Annotated in this window: 18 protein-coding genes and 1 pseudogene; 11 read left to right on the plus strand and 8 right to left on the minus strand. The window is 52.6% G+C overall.

Annotated features, from left to right (window positions below; translation table 11 throughout):
- From VRB54_RS14155 to VRB54_RS14175, 5 genes and pseudogenes are all read left to right on the plus strand, one after another.
- A pseudogene (locus VRB54_RS14155) lies at positions 1-146 on the plus strand (potassium transporter TrkH); the annotation flags it as partial.
- 135 nt (positions 147-281) lie between these two features.
- Positions 282-1,604, plus strand: coding sequence for a chloride channel protein (locus VRB54_RS14160; protein WP_065945817.1), 1,323 nt, complete (start codon positions 282-284; stop codon positions 1,602-1,604).
- 408 nt (positions 1,605-2,012) lie between these two features.
- The gene (locus VRB54_RS14165) at positions 2,013-2,849 is read left to right on the plus strand and encodes an isocitrate lyase/PEP mutase family protein (protein ID WP_003191438.1); all 837 of its coding nucleotides are present in this window, start codon (positions 2,013-2,015) and stop codon (positions 2,847-2,849) included.
- A gap of 84 nt (positions 2,850-2,933) precedes the next feature.
- Entirely contained in the window at positions 2,934-4,025 is a 1,092-nt protein-coding gene (locus tag VRB54_RS14170) for a trifunctional transcriptional activator/DNA repair protein Ada/methylated-DNA--[protein]-cysteine S-methyltransferase (RefSeq protein ID WP_338481111.1), read from the plus strand.
- A 253-nt stretch (positions 4,026-4,278) separates the two neighbouring features.
- Positions 4,279-5,418 carry a hypothetical protein gene (locus tag VRB54_RS14175; protein WP_003191440.1) on the plus strand — a complete coding sequence of 380 codons (1,140 nt, stop codon included), beginning with the start codon at positions 4,279-4,281 and terminating at the stop codon, positions 5,416-5,418.
- A gap of 365 nt (positions 5,419-5,783) precedes the next feature.
- Here the strand turns inward: VRB54_RS14175 and VRB54_RS14180 are convergent, their stop codons facing one another.
- Both VRB54_RS14180 and VRB54_RS14185 read right to left on the minus strand, forming a co-directional pair.
- Entirely contained in the window at positions 5,784-7,001 is a 1,218-nt protein-coding gene (locus tag VRB54_RS14180) for a DUF1444 family protein (protein WP_338477713.1), read from the minus strand.
- A 262-nt stretch (positions 7,002-7,263) separates the two neighbouring features.
- Positions 7,264-8,046 carry a DUF4253 domain-containing protein gene (locus tag VRB54_RS14185; protein WP_056859366.1) on the minus strand — a complete coding sequence of 261 codons (783 nt, stop codon included), beginning with the start codon at positions 8,044-8,046 and terminating at the stop codon, positions 7,264-7,266.
- A gap of 212 nt (positions 8,047-8,258) precedes the next feature.
- Between VRB54_RS14185 and VRB54_RS14190 the strand changes: the two genes are divergently transcribed.
- Positions 8,259-8,495: a hypothetical protein gene (locus VRB54_RS14190; RefSeq protein WP_056859367.1), complete on the plus strand. Its 237-nt coding sequence runs from the start codon at positions 8,259-8,261 to the stop codon at positions 8,493-8,495.
- 141 nt (positions 8,496-8,636) lie between these two features.
- Positions 8,637-9,041, plus strand: coding sequence for a hypothetical protein (locus tag VRB54_RS14195; RefSeq protein ID WP_338477714.1), 405 nt, complete (start codon positions 8,637-8,639; stop codon positions 9,039-9,041).
- Between the two features lie 103 nt (positions 9,042-9,144).
- On the opposite strand, the gene VRB54_RS14200 is transcribed toward VRB54_RS14195, so the two are convergent.
- From VRB54_RS14200 to VRB54_RS14210, 3 genes are all read right to left on the minus strand, one after another.
- The gene (locus tag VRB54_RS14200) at positions 9,145-9,444 is read right to left on the minus strand and encodes a hypothetical protein (RefSeq protein ID WP_068933373.1); all 300 of its coding nucleotides are present in this window, start codon (positions 9,442-9,444) and stop codon (positions 9,145-9,147) included.
- A gap of 403 nt (positions 9,445-9,847) precedes the next feature.
- Positions 9,848-10,390: a demethoxyubiquinone hydroxylase family protein gene (locus VRB54_RS14205; RefSeq protein WP_240035020.1), complete on the minus strand. Its 543-nt coding sequence runs from the start codon at positions 10,388-10,390 to the stop codon at positions 9,848-9,850.
- A gap of 291 nt (positions 10,391-10,681) precedes the next feature.
- Positions 10,682-10,978 carry a DUF7660 family protein gene (locus VRB54_RS14210; protein WP_338477715.1) on the minus strand — a complete coding sequence of 99 codons (297 nt, stop codon included), beginning with the start codon at positions 10,976-10,978 and terminating at the stop codon, positions 10,682-10,684.
- 166 nt (positions 10,979-11,144) lie between these two features.
- Here VRB54_RS14210 and VRB54_RS14215 point away from each other — a divergent pair, with 166 nt between their 5' ends.
- Entirely contained in the window at positions 11,145-12,581 is a 1,437-nt protein-coding gene (locus VRB54_RS14215; protein WP_338477716.1) for an IS1182 family transposase, read from the plus strand.
- A 277-nt stretch (positions 12,582-12,858) separates the two neighbouring features.
- Here the strand turns inward: VRB54_RS14215 and VRB54_RS14220 are convergent, their stop codons facing one another.
- A complete protein-coding gene (locus tag VRB54_RS14220) occupies positions 12,859-13,173 on the minus strand; it encodes a hypothetical protein (RefSeq protein ID WP_017530066.1) in 315 nt (104 codons plus the stop codon).
- A gap of 1,111 nt (positions 13,174-14,284) precedes the next feature.
- Between VRB54_RS14220 and VRB54_RS14225 the strand changes: the two genes are divergently transcribed.
- Positions 14,285-14,725 (plus strand): hypothetical protein, encoded by a 441-nt coding sequence (locus VRB54_RS14225; protein WP_338477717.1) that lies wholly within the window; start codon positions 14,285-14,287, stop codon positions 14,723-14,725.
- A 121-nt stretch (positions 14,726-14,846) separates the two neighbouring features.
- Here VRB54_RS14225 and VRB54_RS14230 read toward each other — a convergent pair whose 3' ends face one another.
- The gene (locus VRB54_RS14230) at positions 14,847-15,161 is read right to left on the minus strand and encodes a hypothetical protein (RefSeq protein WP_122753675.1); all 315 of its coding nucleotides are present in this window, start codon (positions 15,159-15,161) and stop codon (positions 14,847-14,849) included.
- Positions 15,162-15,292: 131 nt separating this feature from the next.
- The gene (locus VRB54_RS14235) at positions 15,293-15,682 is read right to left on the minus strand and encodes a hypothetical protein (RefSeq protein WP_122680920.1); all 390 of its coding nucleotides are present in this window, start codon (positions 15,680-15,682) and stop codon (positions 15,293-15,295) included.
- Between the two features lie 181 nt (positions 15,683-15,863).
- Here VRB54_RS14235 and VRB54_RS14240 point away from each other — a divergent pair, with 181 nt between their 5' ends.
- Positions 15,864-16,124 carry a DUF3630 family protein gene (locus VRB54_RS14240; protein WP_064053293.1) on the plus strand — a complete coding sequence of 87 codons (261 nt, stop codon included), beginning with the start codon at positions 15,864-15,866 and terminating at the stop codon, positions 16,122-16,124.
- A 342-nt stretch (positions 16,125-16,466) separates the two neighbouring features.
- Complete coding sequence (locus tag VRB54_RS14245; RefSeq protein WP_038443869.1) at positions 16,467-16,835, plus strand: hypothetical protein; 369 nt, start codon at positions 16,467-16,469, stop codon at positions 16,833-16,835.
- Positions 16,836-16,887 lie beyond the last annotated feature (52 nt).

Below are 16,887 nucleotides of genomic sequence, written 5' to 3' on the forward strand. Positions count from 1 at the left end.
GGCTTAGGCACAATCATCGGCCCCCTGGTAACTTCTCGTCATTACCTGACGCTGCAAAATGGTTGCTTACCATTGGCATGCTGCTGGGACGGCTGGAGATACTCACCGTCCTGGTACTCGTAAAACCGGTTTTTTGGAGGTATTAGTCCTATCAATGAATAGGTGAATACCCATGGGCGCGAAAAAAGCCTGTCGAGCGACTCCGCCAAAGCTGTTTGGAACGAGCTGCTTATTTGGTTAGTCTTGCGGTCAATACAGCGACTTCAAGAGGAGCTCCTCGGGTGATCAAGCCGATAATGCTGTTACGCCGAGGCTTCGCCTCCATACGCTGGCGCACCAGGGTAACGCTATGGATTGCAGCAACCATTGCTGGGCTGCTGGTGGTGGCTTTCGCTAGGCTGGCAGACATGGCCTTGGCGCAGTTTGCTCAACAGACCGCTGAGCGAGCGTGGCTTCCGCTTGTTTACACCCCAATGATCGGCATGCTCGTAGTCTGGCTGACAACGCGCTTTTTTGTGGGCGCCCAAGGTAGCGGAATTCCTCAGGTAATCGCAGCAACACGACTTGCGCGTCAAGGTAAGCCCATTAACAGACTGGTTTCATTGCGCATTGCTTTCGCCAAGATAAGCCTTGGAACTCTGGCGCTGACGGGCGGCTTTTCGGCGGGGCGTGAAGGCCCCTCAGTGCAAGTTGCCGCATCCATCATGCAATTCTTTCACCGCTTCCTGCCCAATGCGCGAATCGTGCGCAGCGAGGATCTCATTCTGGCGGGAGGTGCAGCGGGTATTGCGGCAGCATTCAACACGCCCTTGGCAGGGATCGCATTCGCGGTAGAAGAACTTGGACGCAAGCTGGAGACCCGTACCAGCGGGGTTCTTCTCAGCACCATTATCCTCTCTGGGATGGTTGCCATTGCCTTGCAGGGAAACTACAACTATTTCGGTCACTTCGGCATTCAGGACATAAACCTCGACATTGTCGTCCCGGCATTAGTCATAGGAATTGGATGCGGGCTATTGGGTGGTTTGTTTAGTCGAATGTTGTTATGGCCGCAGCGGCATCCACACTTCATCATCTGGCAATGGCGGCGCCTGCACCCGGTGTGGTTTGCCGGCATCTGTGGATTGGTCGTCGCCATCTTAGGTTGGTTGAGCGGCGGAATGTCGTTCGGTAGTGGGTACGGCATTACTTCTCAGGTCATCGCATCCGATGTAGTCCTGCCATGGCACGCCCCCATTACTCGCTTCTTAGCGACCGTAGTGACCTACTTCTCTGGTATTCCAGGAGGTATTTTCGCCCCCTCGCTCGCTGTAGGGGCCGCAGTCGGCGCCAATACCGCAGAGCTATTCCATCTAGCCGCGCAGCCCACTATTGCACTCTGCATGGTCGGATTTCTGGCTGCCGTTACTCAGTCGCCAATCACCTCCGCAATCATTGTGATGGAGATGATTAATAGCCACAGCATGGTGATCAGTCTCATGGCGGTAGCCCTGATCGCCAAGGCTGTCAGTTCAAGAATGGGCCCTGAGTTGTATCAGCAGTTGGCGCGAGGCTTTCTCGAGAGTGCAGAACCTGCCACTAAGCCAAAGATTCCTACTCGATAAGCCTACCGCGTGGTCGTTCTAGCCAGTGAGCTCAGTTTATCCTTCTCATGCTGCAGCGCTAACGTGTCCTCTGCACGAGTGATAAGAAGATCCACGTGCCTGCCGCATGCATCCTTAAAGATCGCTGGGTTTATTCCAGCGAGACTGATGCACCTGCATCGCTTTGCCTTTCAGTGCAGCGTTGGCGATGGAAGAAGATCGTAATCATCTATCCGATCCCTGCAATGACTGGATGTGTACGGCAACGTCTTTCAGCAGGCTTTTGAGTAGGTATTCACCCATTCCTAGCCCGCAGAAACTATATTCGCTAGCTCTTAAATCACTGTCGATTTCTCGGTGGAGACGTCTGTGTAGTCAGCTTACGATAGCGCGATCTGCATCAGTCTTCTCTCTCCGGGGCACCACTGAATGACGCCACTAAGTGCGGTTTTCCGCAACCTTCACCAAGATAATTTGTTGGTACTCGCCAACGTGAGCGATGCTGGCAGCGCACGTATTGTCGAGAGCGTAGGGAGTAAGGCAGTCGCGACCAGCAGCGCCGCCGTTGCTTGGGCGCATGGATACCAGGATGGCAATCAACTTCCCCTAAAACTGCTGACTACTACAGTTGAGTCAATGGTTCGAGTGCTTACAGTCCCCCTCACGGTCGATGTCGAAGGGGGCTATTCCGACGACCTTGAGTCGGTTGCTAAAGTTATTGACTGCGTAGTTAGGGCTGGAGCCGTTGGAATCAACATTGAGGACGGAACAGGCAGCACTGATCTGATTTTGCGAAAAATCGAAGTGGCAAAGAAGGTAGCAAACAAGCATGGAATAGACTTGTTCGTGAACGTACGAACTGACGTTTATCTGAGATGTTTGGTAGAGCCAGCGCGACAATTGCCAGAGACCCTCTTCCGTGCATCGCTGTTCGAGCAAGCAGGTGCAGACGGCATCTTTGCGGCTGGAATGGTTGAGGAAAACGACATTGCTACACTGTGCGAGGCAACGCGGCTACCCGTCAACCTGCTTGCCTGGAACGGCCAACCCGGCATGGATGAATTAACGAGTCTAGGCGTCAAACGGCTAAGCGCTGGTTCCAGCATTGCTGAATTCTTATGCGGCGCCAACAAGGCGTTCGCCAAGAGCTTCCTGCGAACGGGAAAGCTTTTCGAGTATCCATTGGACGCATATACCTACAGCGACCTGAATAACCTTATGGCAGCAAAAAAACACCTAAGCGAAAAGTTATCTTCGCCCTATTAATCTGTGATCCGCATGAAAATCGCCGCTGTTTTCCGCACCTCGAAAGCGATTTTCACACCCATTCGAAGACGAGGCTACGCTCTAATGAGATCTTACAATCACGCTCTTCCGCCCAGAAGCGAGATGGTAAATGCGATGCTATGCAGCGACACCGCCTATGAAGGCGTTTTTTTCACTGCTGTCAAAACTACAGGTATTTTTTGCCGCCCTACATGTGGTGCACGTAAGCCAAAGCCCGAGAATGTAGAGTTCTTTTCGCAGGCCAACGAAGCGATGGCTGCAGGTTATCGGCCTTGCTTACGATGCAAGCCATTAGATCTCGCGGCTTCCGCGCCAGATTGGGTCAAGGGGCTACTGGCCTCTGTATCTGCATCACCTGACGCTCGCTGGAGTGATGCTGAACTAACTACGCGTGGTATCGATCCGTTACGCTTACGCAGGTGGTTCAAACAAAATTTTGGCATGACTTTTCATGCATGGATGCGCTCTAGAAGGCTCGGTGTCGCCCTAGGCCGGATTTCTTCGGGCGAAACCCTGGATAACACAGCATTTGACTTAGGATACGAGTCATTGAGTGGCTTTAGGGATGCTTTCAAAAAAACATTTCAAATGCCCCCCGGTAAGGCAACTGAAACGTCCCTCCTGCTTTATCGCCATCTGACTACACCGTTGGGCCCAATGATTGCCATGGCAGAGGAACGAGGTTTGGTACTCCTCGAATTTCTTGACCGTCCAGCGCTAACCGCTGAATTAAACGAACTGCGTGGGCGTCATGGGTATTCAATTGCGCCTGGCGAGCATCTCCACATCAAGCAAATCGAAGTGCAACTAAAACTTTATTTTGAGGGAAAGCTAAAGAAATTTTCAGTACCGCTCCATATGCCAGGCAGTTCTTTTGACAGGCTTGTGTGGGCAGAGCTTTTAAAAATCGACTATGGAACCATTTCAACCTACGGTGCCATCGCTGGGGCCATCGGTAAGCCAGGTGCAAGCCAAGCAGTGGGCAATGCAAATGGACACAATCGCTTATCCATTATCGTTCCCTGTCACCGTGTCATAGCGACGAATGGAGCACTCGCCGGATATGGCGGAGGACAGCCCCGAAAAGAATTTTTACTGCGTTTGGAGAAGACTTCTTTGCAGATAACTCAACAGGACGAATTCCTGTTGGATTAGCTGCTAATCGGAACATATGCAGACACAACTAAAGAGTTCCGGAAACAGCCCCTCCGAACTCCAGAACTAATGGCGTAAGTCCCCACGTGTCAGCAGGTTAATTCCACATCACCTATTTCCCAACGGTGCTGGATTGAGTGATACGCGATGAGACATCCCGGGCTAACCACAAGACGTGTTGGACAGAACCTTACGATCAGCTATTGTCGCACCAGTTTAAGCTTGGCTTCTAACGTATCAGCGAGCGTTCTAAATGCAATCAATACTACGCTTCAGGACTATCACGTTTGGTCTGATGCTTTTTGCAAGCCAACCCCGCGCAGACTCACTGGTAAGCGAAGAACAACTCTTACTGCCCATCCAGGTTGACTCACATATTGAGAAAATCGAAGCATTAATCGTTCGTCCCGTAAAGGAGGGTAAGTACCCCATTGCATTGATTGTTAACGGCTCGGCGGCAACATCTCCGTCCGCCGCACATGCCGATTGGCTTGCTCATATCGCTCACGACTTTGCGCACCGTGGCTGGCTTGCCGCATCTATTGTATGGCCCGGCTATGGTCGTTCGACCGGAAACTTCATGAATGAAGGGGGAACTTGCACCAATCCCAACGTGGCACGATTTCTCGATGCGCATGGCAGAGAGCTTGGCGCCGCATTGGCGGCTGTGCGTGAGCGTCCAGATGTAGATCCATCCTTGGCAGTAGGTGTTGGTATCTCTATCGGCGGAGCGTCAATGTTAGACCTCGCGGCTCAACCAAGTCACCCATTGACGGCGGTAGTTAACATCTCTGGCGGCGTTTACCACTACACAAATGTGGGCTCTGCGGACTCTAATTGCTCGTTATATCAAACTGATCTTGTGCGAAACCTCACGAAATTTGGCAAAGGCAACCCAACGCCAACGCTCTGGATTTACGCCGAGAATGATCCGTTTTTCAGCCCAGATCTTGTAGGTCGGATGATCGCGGGCTACCGCTCGGCGGGAGGTAATGCTGAACTGGCGCTGCTACCCCCATTCGGTAGGGATGGGCACTCGCTCTACAAACAAGAGGCCAATACCCTTTTAAAGCCTCATATCGAAGATTTTCTCAGGAGCAACCGGCTTCCTGCCATGGACGACAGCGCATTAATGCTGCTGCTTTCGAAGCTGGCGCCCGAAGACCGTGCGAGCGCTGAGGCTTATCTTCAGAGCGTTACCGAGAAAGCCATGGCCATGTCCAAGGAAAGTAGCAGCATTTACTGGTACTACGGCGCGCGCTCACTCAAGACAGCACGAAAGCAGGCGCTTAGCAATTGTCGCAAGGCAACTGGCAAGCCCTGCCAGCTCGTTGCGCAAAATATGGAGTTGATTGATGGCTGGCAAGATGTGGTTTCCCCATCGGAGAAATGACGAGCTGCTTGGCGTATCGACCATATCGCACTGAGTAACCAACGCAAGCGGAGCGCGCAGGCTGGCACAGCCGAAGGCGTGAAGGATGGACGCCCGCAGGGCCGAGATACGGCGGGACGCGGGAGCTCGGTTCGCCACAGCCTGCCCGCGCACAGCGGCTCGCCAACTGAAGTAAGTCAGTCAGATCTTGCGGCCCGACTCAGTAGCGCTAGAGAAGCCACCAACCCCACATCGGTAAACTCCCAAATTTTCCCACCAGGATAAGCAATCAAAATGGGGAGTGTATCGTAATGATAAATTGCGACTGCTGCTTTGCCAGCTCAGCGATACCTCCATTGCAGTGCGCCAGAGTAGTAGAGCACTGATCACAAGGTAGTCAGGCGATTAAGCTGCTCAACCGAAGGAAATCCCAGTGTCCGATAGCGACGTGGATAGCCCGCTTCTGTAGCCAGCAGATCGCCAAGCTCGGATTCAAGTTCACTCCAGGAGACGGTTTTGACTGTCGCTTCCCCACCCTCAACAGGTTCAACCAACGCGACGCGATCTGTCTTGGGCAACAGCGTCAGCACACCTTTTGTCCAGGCGCTCATCGATACCGTCTGGTTTGGTTGGTCAGCCATTTGGAAGAGGTTGTAGGAGGCGACGAAGATGTCGATGCCCTTTTCCAGATTGAGCTTGTCGAGCAACTCTTTCTGATTGGCATAATTACTCTGCAGCAGCAAATGCTCCAGTGTAACCAACCGACTGCTGACCCCTTCATCATCACAGTTAAACGGTATGATATCGCGACCTTCGTAGGTGTAAATATCGGTAGAGACAGCACGCCCCCTTTCAAGAGCCTGGAAAGCAAGCTCTACCATCTGACGAATTCCCTGTTCGTCCTTGTCTCCAGTGACCATCAGGACGTCTCGACTGGGCACCATGAACACTGGCCGACCTTTAACTGGCACGCGCTGAAGGACATCTGGCAACAACACCCTGCTGGTGTCGTACCCATCCGCCCACTCCCCAGCGTATAGGCCTGGAATAATCTCCCCGAAGGCTTCGTTTGTCGTATCACGCAGGTTCTCGCTGGAGATCTTTACCGCCTCTTCCATCGTCACACCCCAATGTGCTTCGGGGCCATTGGTAAGGGTGGCAGTGGACTCGGGCGAATCGACAGCAAGCAGAATAACGCAGTCTCGGCCCAAAGGCTGTGAAACATAATCGTACTGCTTGTCGCCATTTTTACGGGCGTGTTCCAGTCGAATTTCTTCAAGCATGGCAAGGTTGCGAATCACCGGACGCAGCAGTGCTTTGACATTATCAAACACAGTCTCGGTTTTTCTACCCGCCTCTAACAGCGTCGATACGTATCCGGTCAGAACGGCGGATTTCTGTGCTTTGTCTGCATTTTGATAGTCGCGAAAGGCATTATGGAGATTGAAGTACGATCCATCCCCATGGCGGATGCGGAACTCGTTCTTCTCAAAATTCAGATTCTCGCTGAATCCAGCTTTACGAGTCGAATCCATAAATTTTTTGGCAAATGCTTCATCAGTTAGCGGTCGATTGAAAAATTTGTCGAGCAGGGAAAAAAGCATGTACAGAATCCTTTTTGTCAGCAGGCAATTGTAAACAGCGGGAATTGGGCAGGCTTAAACTTGTTCAGCGCTTGGGACGGCTGCTCTCCATATCGACAGCTATCAGACGAAATTGACGTTACGTAGCGGAAAACGAGCAGCGCCAATCATGTGCCTGATTGTAGTGGATGTGTGGATACTGCCCTCCTACGAGGCGGCAAAAAGCTCCAGACCTCTCACAAGCTTTGTTAACTATTCAGCCGGACTTTGGATGCGACGAAGCTCACTCCACGTAACGGAGCCAAAGATGCGTCCGACCGGAGATCGCCTGCGCAACTTTGGAAACACGTCCCTGTAGGTTTTCATCGCTAGTGTTATAGAGCGCACAGAAGTCTTTGGCTACGACGTTAGCAAGTGATGTATCAGGCGGTTCAGCACGAATGAAGCCGATGTAAGAAGCACCTACGCCCATCAACTCATAGCCATGCGCTTCTGAAAAATGACGCGCAACGGCAAAGTTTTTCGCGGGATCCAGATCCGAAGTGAAATAGCCATTCGGAAAAGCCGCGAGTGCCTGGCAGGACTGCTGAACTGGTACCAGGAGCGCTGAAAGAGGCTGCTCTAGAAGAGAGATAGGGTTGTTCTGGTAACCGATCCACTCCTGGAGGGCCTGCTGATCTAGCGTCAAACCATGAGTACAAGCATCCTCGAAAGACGTGGCTGCAACCAGGGTCATGAAATTGCGAAGACAGATTGCGAACTCCTCTTTTGTAGTCGGATAGCCTATGTATTCACCATTCTCAAAGCACTCTGGAGGCAAGCCCGCTATGTCCTGCTCCGATGCATCGTCCATCCCTAAATTATTGCGCACATGTCCCGAGGTGTAGCGGGCTTGGTGCAGATCATCGAGCGAGAACAGAGGTTTAAAGCCTGGATGCGCCTCAGCAATCTTACGACGAGCTTCGGTCAGATCGTCAAAGCTGGTAATCCCGCTCACGCCGTACTCATCGCATGTACCTACAGACGGATTATCACGCTTGCCGTTACCGCGAAATTCGATATCCATAAACCGTGGCCTGCTCCATTTTGGTACTGAATTGAGTGAGTAATCCTAAGCGTTTCAGGATCATCATTGAAGGTCTGCCGCCAAGCGACAATAAGTCTTCCTGCCATCACATAGCAGCGCGCTACGCTAACTTTGACGTTCGCACTTCGAGGTAATGTTGATGTCCGAAACTGGCCTACCATGCAATTTCTAATCGACTCAGGGAAGAACTGATGACTACAGATCCGTTATGTCTAGTCTTTGTGCCGGCTCTGGCGGCAGTGCTGCAAGCCGCCGAGGATAAAAAGGGCCAGCCGCTTACCGAGATTGAGGTGTGTGAAATCCGAGATAGATCCACCTGCATCGCTTTGCCTTTTAGCGCAGCCTTGGCAGTGGAAGAAGATCGTGGTTATCCAGACATCGTCGCGGAGGACTGCTGGAATGAATGGCAACGTCTACGCTCCCAGTGATTTGCGCCTGTACCAAAACAATGCAGCCCTTATGTGATCAGACAATCATCCGACTGTAAGCAACCGTTGCTCTCTGTCGACCACGAGACGCTGATAGCACACCGAGTACCTCCCTATCTGCCAAAAGTGAGTCACCCCCTCATGAACGAAGGTTGGCAAAACGACGACTATTTCATCATCTTCACGGAGGATGAGAGCTTAGCTGCCATGAAGGCCTACGGATTTGATCATCATTTTCCGGGGTACACGCTATTAGGTCTAAGAGGGTGGGACGACTTTATCGTCATCAACTCTTCCGGAGTAATGTTTACCATTCCGACGCTGCCACTCGATGCGTCCTATGCCGCGCCGTTTGCCCTTCCCCAGCAGATTTCCCTTGAGCCGGACGAGCGTTTCGCTGGCAAGATCAAGTGGTATACGAAGCCCTTAGTCTTTGGGGGCGACCCGGCGGACAAAACAAATTTTGCATGGATCACTCACGAGCAACATGCTGAACTTGTCATCTGGTGGAACGAACAGTGCAGGAGCGCCAAATCACAGAGCTAGTGCAATTTGCCCATAAAGCGGAAATCGCAACACATGCTCAAATGGCGTACTGAGGCACTCACGACTAGCCGAGACCCTATTTTTTTACCAGAGCTGCTGGGTGCTATCGATGAGTGTCCGTCTCCTCAGCCGGATAAAACTCGCCTTCCTTCCCCATCTTTTCCAGCCGTTCGCGCACCATCAACTCAACGTTGGCCACAGCAGCGTGATCGCCAAGGTTGACCACCTTCACGCAAAGACGTCTGACGTTCTGATCGTGGGTGCCCTCGCTCATCATCTCGTGGGTGAAGACCTGTTCGCCACGCCATAGGCATAGCTGGGTATGAGTCCCGCCGAGCCATATCTCGTTGATTGATCTCAGGTCAGTGGTCGCCAGTTGATCGACGGTGATTGTCTTATCCATTGCACTGTACCTTACCCGTGAGTAGGCACAGGTAGACATACAGGCATAGCGGGTCGTTCCAAGCGTCTGCAGCTCAACCGCGCCAATGGTGGAAAGTACGCCCCGGATCAACGTCGGACAATTGAAGGCGCAAGTACGAACAGACAAGGGGAATCCCATGACTGACCCGCCTGGTTTTACATGCAGATGGCCGCGCTTGGATAAACCTTAACCCACCCTCCCCTGTCCAATACTGCCAGCTCAATAATCAGCACAGCACGGAAGAAAAGCACTGGCTTCAGACGCATTCCGGCACAGTTCACGACGGCGTGCTGCCTATGGAACGACTGACAGCTATCGGCCAGAAGCGGTCAGTCATTTGTCCAAATTACGGCAGTGAAACTGGGATAATTACACCTGTTTTCTAAGAACGCATACCCATCCAGATTACCGCTTCAGTCCATGCAGTCACCATCGGTGTCAGTACCCTGAACCAGGGATCGCGCACATCAATCTGCGCTGCTGAGTGGTCATGATGTTGCTGCTCCTCCTCCACAATCGACGTAATGGCAGCCACCGCGTGGAGATCGATAACAGCCAGCACATCAAGTTGATGAGCCAGGTGCTTGAGCACCACACTTTCAACCGCGACGGTAGTAGCGACAATGGCTTTGCGGCCACAGATGCCAGTAACCAGACCCAACGCCAGACCGCCGATGCCACACAACCAATAGCTACGGCAGCGGGGATAATTGCGACGTTGCAGCTCCTCCAGAAAAACCGTCCGATGGCGGCGCTCGTGGGAGAGGAACTCCTTGAGTTCGTTCACCATGCCCGGGACGAAAAGCCGGGCCATAAACAACTGTCCACTGTAGATACAGATCGCACCATGCTCGCCCGCATGGTCGACCTTCATCATGCGGTTGCCGAGGTCTTCGCCCTTAGCCGTGTAGTCTGGTGAGTTCACATTGAGATTTCTTGTTCGAGGGGCTTGGTCATCGGGCCTATCCTTGCTCTTGAGCCGGCATCGTGCTGTAACGCCAAGCAGATAAGCAAGTGGGACTTCACAGGGCGCCCCCTCACCATCGTCGATTTGGCCGATCTTTAAGCAGCTGACAGACCGCTTTGGGGCCAGGCTGTGTGAAAACACCGCCGAGCAGTTCAAGACCTGCGGTTTAAAACAGTATGAGTCGATAGTGGACTTTCACGACCGGCAGCCTTCGTTCGGTCGTTGTCCTTCGAACAGCAATGGCTGGGCTCATTCATAAAATTTACCAGCCAGCAAAATGGCCGCACAGCGTTGCCATACGTTTGATCTACTGGCACTCACAGGGGAACTGCGTGAGCTGGCAGTCGCCCACGCTGCGGCAGCATCAAGAAAGGTATCAATAGAGCCGTTTTCCCACCCCAACGCCCCCGGTCCATAGGCAGACGACGGAGAGGTCTCCTCCAGCAAACGCTCCTCGGCGAAATCCATACCTAGAGCTTCAATGAAGCCGATGAATGATTGTTCGTCGTCTACGGTTTTCAGTAGCTCATCAAGATTTATGGACATGGTGACCTTGGAGGTGCGTGATAGGTGATAGCGAAGGAGTAAATTCTCACTATGCTGCTATGCCACGAGATGAGGGGCAAGCTTACGTCCTCTTTGGGGCCAGGCTGTGAGAAAGGGCCAGTAATCGTCTAACCTTTTCATCGTCGAGATCGTAGCAGGGGCGATCATGAAGCGATTTATTGAAGGTGAGGCTCGGACGCAAGTCACCTTGCTGCCGGAGTGTCTGGACGATTACGTAGCCGAAGAAAATCCAGTGCGTGTGGTCGATGTTTTCGTTGATGAACTCGACCTGGGCGCACTTGGTTTTGAGGGCGTCGATCCTGCCGCAACGGGTCGTCCGGCCTATCACCCAGCGGTGTTGCTGAAGATCTATATCTACGGCTATCTCAATCGGATTCAGTCCAGCCGCCGGCTTGAGCGTGAGGCTGAGCGCAACGTCGAGTTGATGTGGCTAACGGGGCGTTTGGCTCCGGACTTCAAAACCATTGCCGACTTTCGCAAAGACAACGGCAAAGCCATTCGCAGCGTATGCCGCCAGTTCGTAGTGCTTTGCCGCAACCTCAATCTCTTCTCCCAATCGATCATCGCCATCGACGGCAGCAAATTCAAAGCCGTCAACAACCGCGACCGTAACTTCACCCAGGGCAAAGTGAAGGCGCGCATGCAACAGATCGAGCAGAGCATTGATCGCTATCTGGCGGCGATGGATTCGGCGGATCGGGCAACGCCAGAAGTGGCCGAGGCCAAAGCCGAGCGACTGAAAGAAAAAATCGAAACGCTGAAACAGCAGATGCAGAAACTCAAGGAAATTGAGGCGCAGCTGCACGACAGTCCAGACCAGCAGATCTCTCTTACCGATCCAGATGCACGCTCAATGGCCACGAGCGGCCGAGGCACCGGAACGGTTGGCTACAACGTACAAACAGCTGTCGACGACAAACACCATCTGATCGTTGCCCATGAGGTGACCAACGTTGGTAATGATCGTGGGCAACTGAGCAATATGGCGAACCAAGCGCGTGAAGAAATCGAGGCTGAAACGCTAACGGTGGTGGCCGACCGAGGCTATTACAAAGGTCTGGAAATCCTTGCTTGCGAGCAAGCCGGCATCACTACCTTCGTACCGAAACCCCTCACATCTGGCAGCAAAGCCGAAGGCAGATTCGGCAAGCAGGATTTCATCTATCTTATTGCGTCGGACGAGTATCGATGCCCTGCGGGGCAGTTACTAACCAGGCGGCATTCGTCGATGGAAGACGGCATGTTATTGCATTGTTACTACTTCTCGGGCTGCCAGTCCTGCTCAATGCAAAAGCAATGTACGACGGGTAAGGAGCGCCGTGTGAAGCGCTGGGAACATGAGGCGGTAATCGACGCGATGCAGGTTCGGCTAGAACATGACCCGGGGAAGATGAAGGTTCGCCGCCAGACTGTTGAGCATCCTTTTGGAACGCTCAAATATTGGATGGGAGCCACCCACTTCCTGACCAAAACACTTCCGCGGGTAAGTACCGAAATGAGTCTTCATGTACTCGCCTACAACCTCAAACGAATGATGAGCATCTTCGGCATAGTAGGACTGCTTGAGGCGATCAGGACGTAAATCCAGCCACTTGCTCGCCCGTTAGTAGCCGTTTGGGCCGCTAACGCGGCCCAAACAGCATTACGAATGTCTATGTAGCTGACTAAGGCAATTCGCGCTTCCGTCTGCTGGTTGTCGCAGACAATGCTCGTAGTTCTCAACTTTCGACGTATTCAGTGCGTTTTCACACAGCCTGGGGCGGAAGCAGTCAGTCGCATGTACCTATAAATACTTGGGCCAATTCACCCTAAAGAGTTCAATGCCGACTCCCTCAATACCGTGCGACGCCTTTATGGCTTCATTGCGCCGACTCACAGGCCTTCAACGGCTCCTTCGGGTGCAATGCACAGATGTCGAAACCGTCACGCCGGGTATAGCCCGCACGCTTCATACATACAAATCGCTGGGCCATCTCTTGGAAGCTGGCATTAGGATCGATGCCGGAGCCATTTTTCTCACCGCAAGCTAGCATGGACGCCAAGACATCATTCCTGCTCGCTCCCGGCTTCTCCCATAAGTCAGCATCAGCCGTAGGGGGCTGAAAAGGCTCGCTGAAACATGCGGTGACGAGGGGGCAAATCAACAGCGCAAATGCCACATTTTTGAGCCACATGATCAATCTCCTTATTTTCTGGTGCTGACGGGCATCAGCGCGGGCTCGCCTTCCGGCTAATAATCTTGCACAGGCTCGTGTATCACTTTCATAACAGCTGTGCATAGTCGTGACACCGATGAAGATGTTACCCAACTCCTTTAACAAGCTACTGCCCTCAGGTAGCACGCTGAATCGTCCAAAATTTCGTAGGGACGACTGACCGCTTTTGGCCGATTTCTGCCTGTCGTAGCGGGCAGTAATCGGCCAGAACCGGATGTTTAAAGCTGGGGCAATGAACTCGTTGAATTTCTTCCCGCTTTAAGAGTTTGCCGACGCGCTCTTACACACTCTGGGCTGGCAAGTAGAGTTAGGAAATCAACTCGTCCCTTTTTATAAAGTAGGTGCAAATGGTGGCTCCCTTCGTTCTCCAGGACTTTGATGTTGGATGGGTCGCCACCGACGCCGTCGGGCAGGTTGCGCTCTTCACTACGGGGGCCGGGGCCGGTTCCTAATTCCGCAATGCCCTCCGTCGAAAACTCCGAAGAATTTGTCCTTTCATTGCCGGAGGTGTCCGATGTAGATCGGGTCACTGCCAGGGCTGGCGTAAACGCTTTCGTTGAATTTGCCAAACGTGGGTTCTTCGCGTACGACTGGTCAGACGTTCATCGCGATTCACGCCAGGCCTTGAGGAGGTATGAGCTGCAATGCCGCCCACTGAATCCACTGACACTTTTCGATTTGCCTGCCCCTTTACGGGCATTAGCTGAGGCTACTCGGCTATCTGATGTAACCTTCGGAGCACCCATCATAGTGATAGGTGATCAGGTTTCTTAGCCTTCATTCGGCGATTCGGAGCCGCTTTTTTGGGCCGGAAGCTTTCAGTTGCGTACCGCAGCTCCCGGTCAATAGCTGCGCTTCGCGATTGACGACTTTCGACCCATGGCGGACGTTCAGCAACCTTTCGGCTAAGTACGTACGGTCAAAACGGCACAATCAGTTGTAGCCCTAGCGCCCGCTTCAAGCCGAACGCTTAGACTAAAACAACAGCCCTGACCTCTTTAGCTTGTTGAAGGACAAAGCTGGCACCTGCACTTTGCAGGATCTTAATCAACGTACGAGGAGGCGTGAGGTGCGCGACAAGCAGATTTGGGAACTGACAGAAAACGATCTGCACGATGTTGGGGTATGGTGCTTTCCGATGGACGAGTCCGTTGAAGATGAATGCACAGTCCGACCTTGTGTTGAGGAAGTAGGCTTGGCGATGATCGTGCGAGCCGAATTTTGCGATGTCGATGGCACTCGCTATCTGGGGTACGTGCACTGGAGTCTGGTTGAACATATTGGCCATCGACAACCCACTCTGTTCCTCAATGACGGCACAGCTGTCTCGTTCTGGGGAGGAATTGTTAAACCCTCCTGGGATGAAGCCTCAAATGAAGCGAAACGGATTTCTTTCCCTATCACATTTAAGTCTGAACCATTGCTCGGGCTTACGCCGATGGTTGGCTTCCTAGATGGGATGTATTACTTAGACAGCAATGACCAGATTTCTTGCCTTTCGATAGGTTAAAGGTGAGGACAATAGCTACCCTAATCTGACTTACACCAGTGCTTGAAAGCGGCAAAAAAGCCAGAGCGAGTCGACCGGTTCTGGCCGATAACAGCCAGACATAGGATTTAGCCCCATGATTTTACCTGCCAACAATCCTGCGTGCTCTATGACGGCAAGACTGAGACCGCGTTTTGTCCTCGGCGCAATGAGCCAAGAGCTCGGTCAGCGCAATGTCTACAGGAAAACCATCCTCCAACCATTTAAGCGCCAGTCCCGACCAATATTCGGAATGCGACGTCAAGGCTGTGATCACCAGCGGCTGCAACGCAATGTCGGCAGGTAGCGTATATTTTTTGCTAAGAGCACTTGCCGCATCTGGCAAATCGAGTGCAGCCGTTTCGAAAGGTTTCTCAAGCAACGGTAATAGCCAGACATAGCTCAATTCTTCGTTCATCTTCTCCCCCGATTAATGGTCGTTTTTTGCCCTAGCACTAAGAGGAGGAATCAACCCAGCGGAGAACAGTCAGCACCAATGGCGTCAGTATCCGGGTGCGCCAAAAACAGATTTTCTAGAAGGCTCAAGGTTTATTTTCCTTGGGTTTGTGAGTCCAGGCGTCCAAGGCCGTAGTAATTCATGAATTCGCGCATAGTCGGTGAAAGTGTCTCTTGCGAAGCAATCTGCCAGAATTTTCTTTCCCCGAGAACCGGCTCAAACCGCTTGATGAGTTCTTGCGCCGTATTGTGATGGCCAGCACGCAGCCAGTGCCTGAACATGTATTCGTTTTTCTGCCTAGGTAGCTGTGCCGCTTGGAGCAGTCTGAGTGAGTGCCGAAAGTTCAGTGGCCACAGTTGCTTTAAAAAATCGAGTCTCTCAGCGATTGGAAGGCCCACTAACCATTGCCTCACATCCTTATCCACCTGAGCATTACCAGATCGCAATGCCACCTGCTCGGGTGTGAAACGAGAGTCGTCCATGGTGTCCAAGGCCTAAAAACATAAGGGAAGGTCACATTCTGTCGTATGCATAGGAATAACGGGCAGCTTATTTTTACTCCTCTTGTCTGCTATTGGCCGGTAGTCACCGGCAGATATCGACCCATTGCGACCATTCGCAGGAGCCACCAGAATCGGGGGACTTCTGGTGGTGAGGTGACGCATGGTGAGGATTGAAGTATCAGAAGAAGCCGACTGGACGCTTTTCGAGGACGTGGCCCGGGTGCTTGAGCAAGGGCTGGGAGGTTGCTGGAAAGAGAGGCTCAATGGCCAAGACCAGCGCTACTGGGATCTGTTGGTAGATGAACACACGCTCACCCTACACCTTGAACACTATTTAGGCATTTCAGTGGACATTCCCGATGGCGCAGATGACATCGCTCGAAGAGTATGTGCGTTGCTCAAGCAGCCTCTTTGCGGGTAAGCCCGCTCCAACAAAGATCACATCTGATCTAGACGGCTGCAGTGGGTCGATTTCTGCCTGTAGCCACCGTCAGCTTTTGGCCGTATATAGCCGTAGCAGACATGCTCATAAACGAAAACCAGCCGGTTGCTAACCGGAAGTACCGTTCTTACATGAAGGCACCCTTGCTCCCACGATTTAGAGCTCAATGGTTCGGAGTTTTTATGGTCTGCCCTGCCTCGAGTGCATTTATTTATGTGTGTGTTGCCCTGTCGGCGAGAGCGAGCACAGGTGATCAAGGAGACGATGGCTTTTAGCCTCGATGCCAGCTAGATTTGGAGCTTTCTACGATCAAGGAAGGATATGAAAAAGCTCATCGCAGTAATGGGAATCTGTGTCGCACTTGGCGGTTGCGCTACGTCCCACTACACCGCAGGACGAGACTTTCCGTCGGCCAGTGTAGCGAGCATCACCAAAGGCAAAACGACGACTACTGAGTTGAAGTCCCTGTTTGGTGAGCCCTACGCCAAGAGTGCTGTAAGCGAGACTGACGAGAAGTGGATCTACACCTACACCAATGGCTCAGCCCATGCCCAAAGCTACGTGGTCACTATGAAGGTGACGACTACTGGCACTCAGAAGACCCTCGACGTCTTGATCCGAAATGACGTGGTCATCAACTACACGTTCAGCGAAGGCCCCGCTCCAGGCACTACCACTGCGACGAACTAAGTTCGCCACCTTGCCATTGGGCGACCCCACTGCGCTCAGCACGTTGTTGATG

The sequence above is a fragment of the Pseudomonas trivialis genome (assembly GCF_036864995.1).
In the GTDB taxonomy this organism is placed as follows: Bacteria; Pseudomonadota; Gammaproteobacteria; order Pseudomonadales; family Pseudomonadaceae; genus Aquipseudomonas; species Aquipseudomonas trivialis.

Coding starts and splice junctions, on each gene's coding strand:
- VRB54_RS14210 (WP_338477715.1), bottom strand. CDS start 10,978: ATGTCCATAAATCTTGATGAGCTACTGAAAACCGTAGACGACGAACAA.
- VRB54_RS14170 (WP_338481111.1), top strand. CDS start 2,934: ATGAGATCTTACAATCACGCTCTTCCGCCCAGAAGCGAGATGGTAAAT.
- VRB54_RS14175 (WP_003191440.1), top strand. CDS start 4,279: ATGCAATCAATACTACGCTTCAGGACTATCACGTTTGGTCTGATGCTT.
- VRB54_RS14235 (WP_122680920.1), bottom strand. CDS start 15,682: ATGGACGACTCTCGTTTCACACCCGAGCAGGTGGCATTGCGATCTGGT.
- VRB54_RS14180 (WP_338477713.1), bottom strand. CDS start 7,001: ATGCTTTTTTCCCTGCTCGACAAATTTTTCAATCGACCGCTAACTGAT.
- VRB54_RS14245 (WP_038443869.1), top strand. CDS start 16,467: ATGAAAAAGCTCATCGCAGTAATGGGAATCTGTGTCGCACTTGGCGGT.
- VRB54_RS14215 (WP_338477716.1), top strand. CDS start 11,145: ATGAAGCGATTTATTGAAGGTGAGGCTCGGACGCAAGTCACCTTGCTG.
- VRB54_RS14240 (WP_064053293.1), top strand. CDS start 15,864: ATGGTGAGGATTGAAGTATCAGAAGAAGCCGACTGGACGCTTTTCGAG.
- VRB54_RS14165 (WP_003191438.1), top strand. CDS start 2,013: ATGACGCCACTAAGTGCGGTTTTCCGCAACCTTCACCAAGATAATTTG.
- VRB54_RS14230 (WP_122753675.1), bottom strand. CDS start 15,161: ATGAACGAAGAATTGAGCTATGTCTGGCTATTACCGTTGCTTGAGAAA.
- VRB54_RS14220 (WP_017530066.1), bottom strand. CDS start 13,173: ATGTGGCTCAAAAATGTGGCATTTGCGCTGTTGATTTGCCCCCTCGTC.
- VRB54_RS14185 (WP_056859366.1), bottom strand. CDS start 8,046: ATGGATATCGAATTTCGCGGTAACGGCAAGCGTGATAATCCGTCTGTA.
- VRB54_RS14195 (WP_338477714.1), top strand. CDS start 8,637: ATGAACGAAGGTTGGCAAAACGACGACTATTTCATCATCTTCACGGAG.
- VRB54_RS14200 (WP_068933373.1), bottom strand. CDS start 9,444: ATGGATAAGACAATCACCGTCGATCAACTGGCGACCACTGACCTGAGA.
- VRB54_RS14190 (WP_056859367.1), top strand. CDS start 8,259: ATGACTACAGATCCGTTATGTCTAGTCTTTGTGCCGGCTCTGGCGGCA.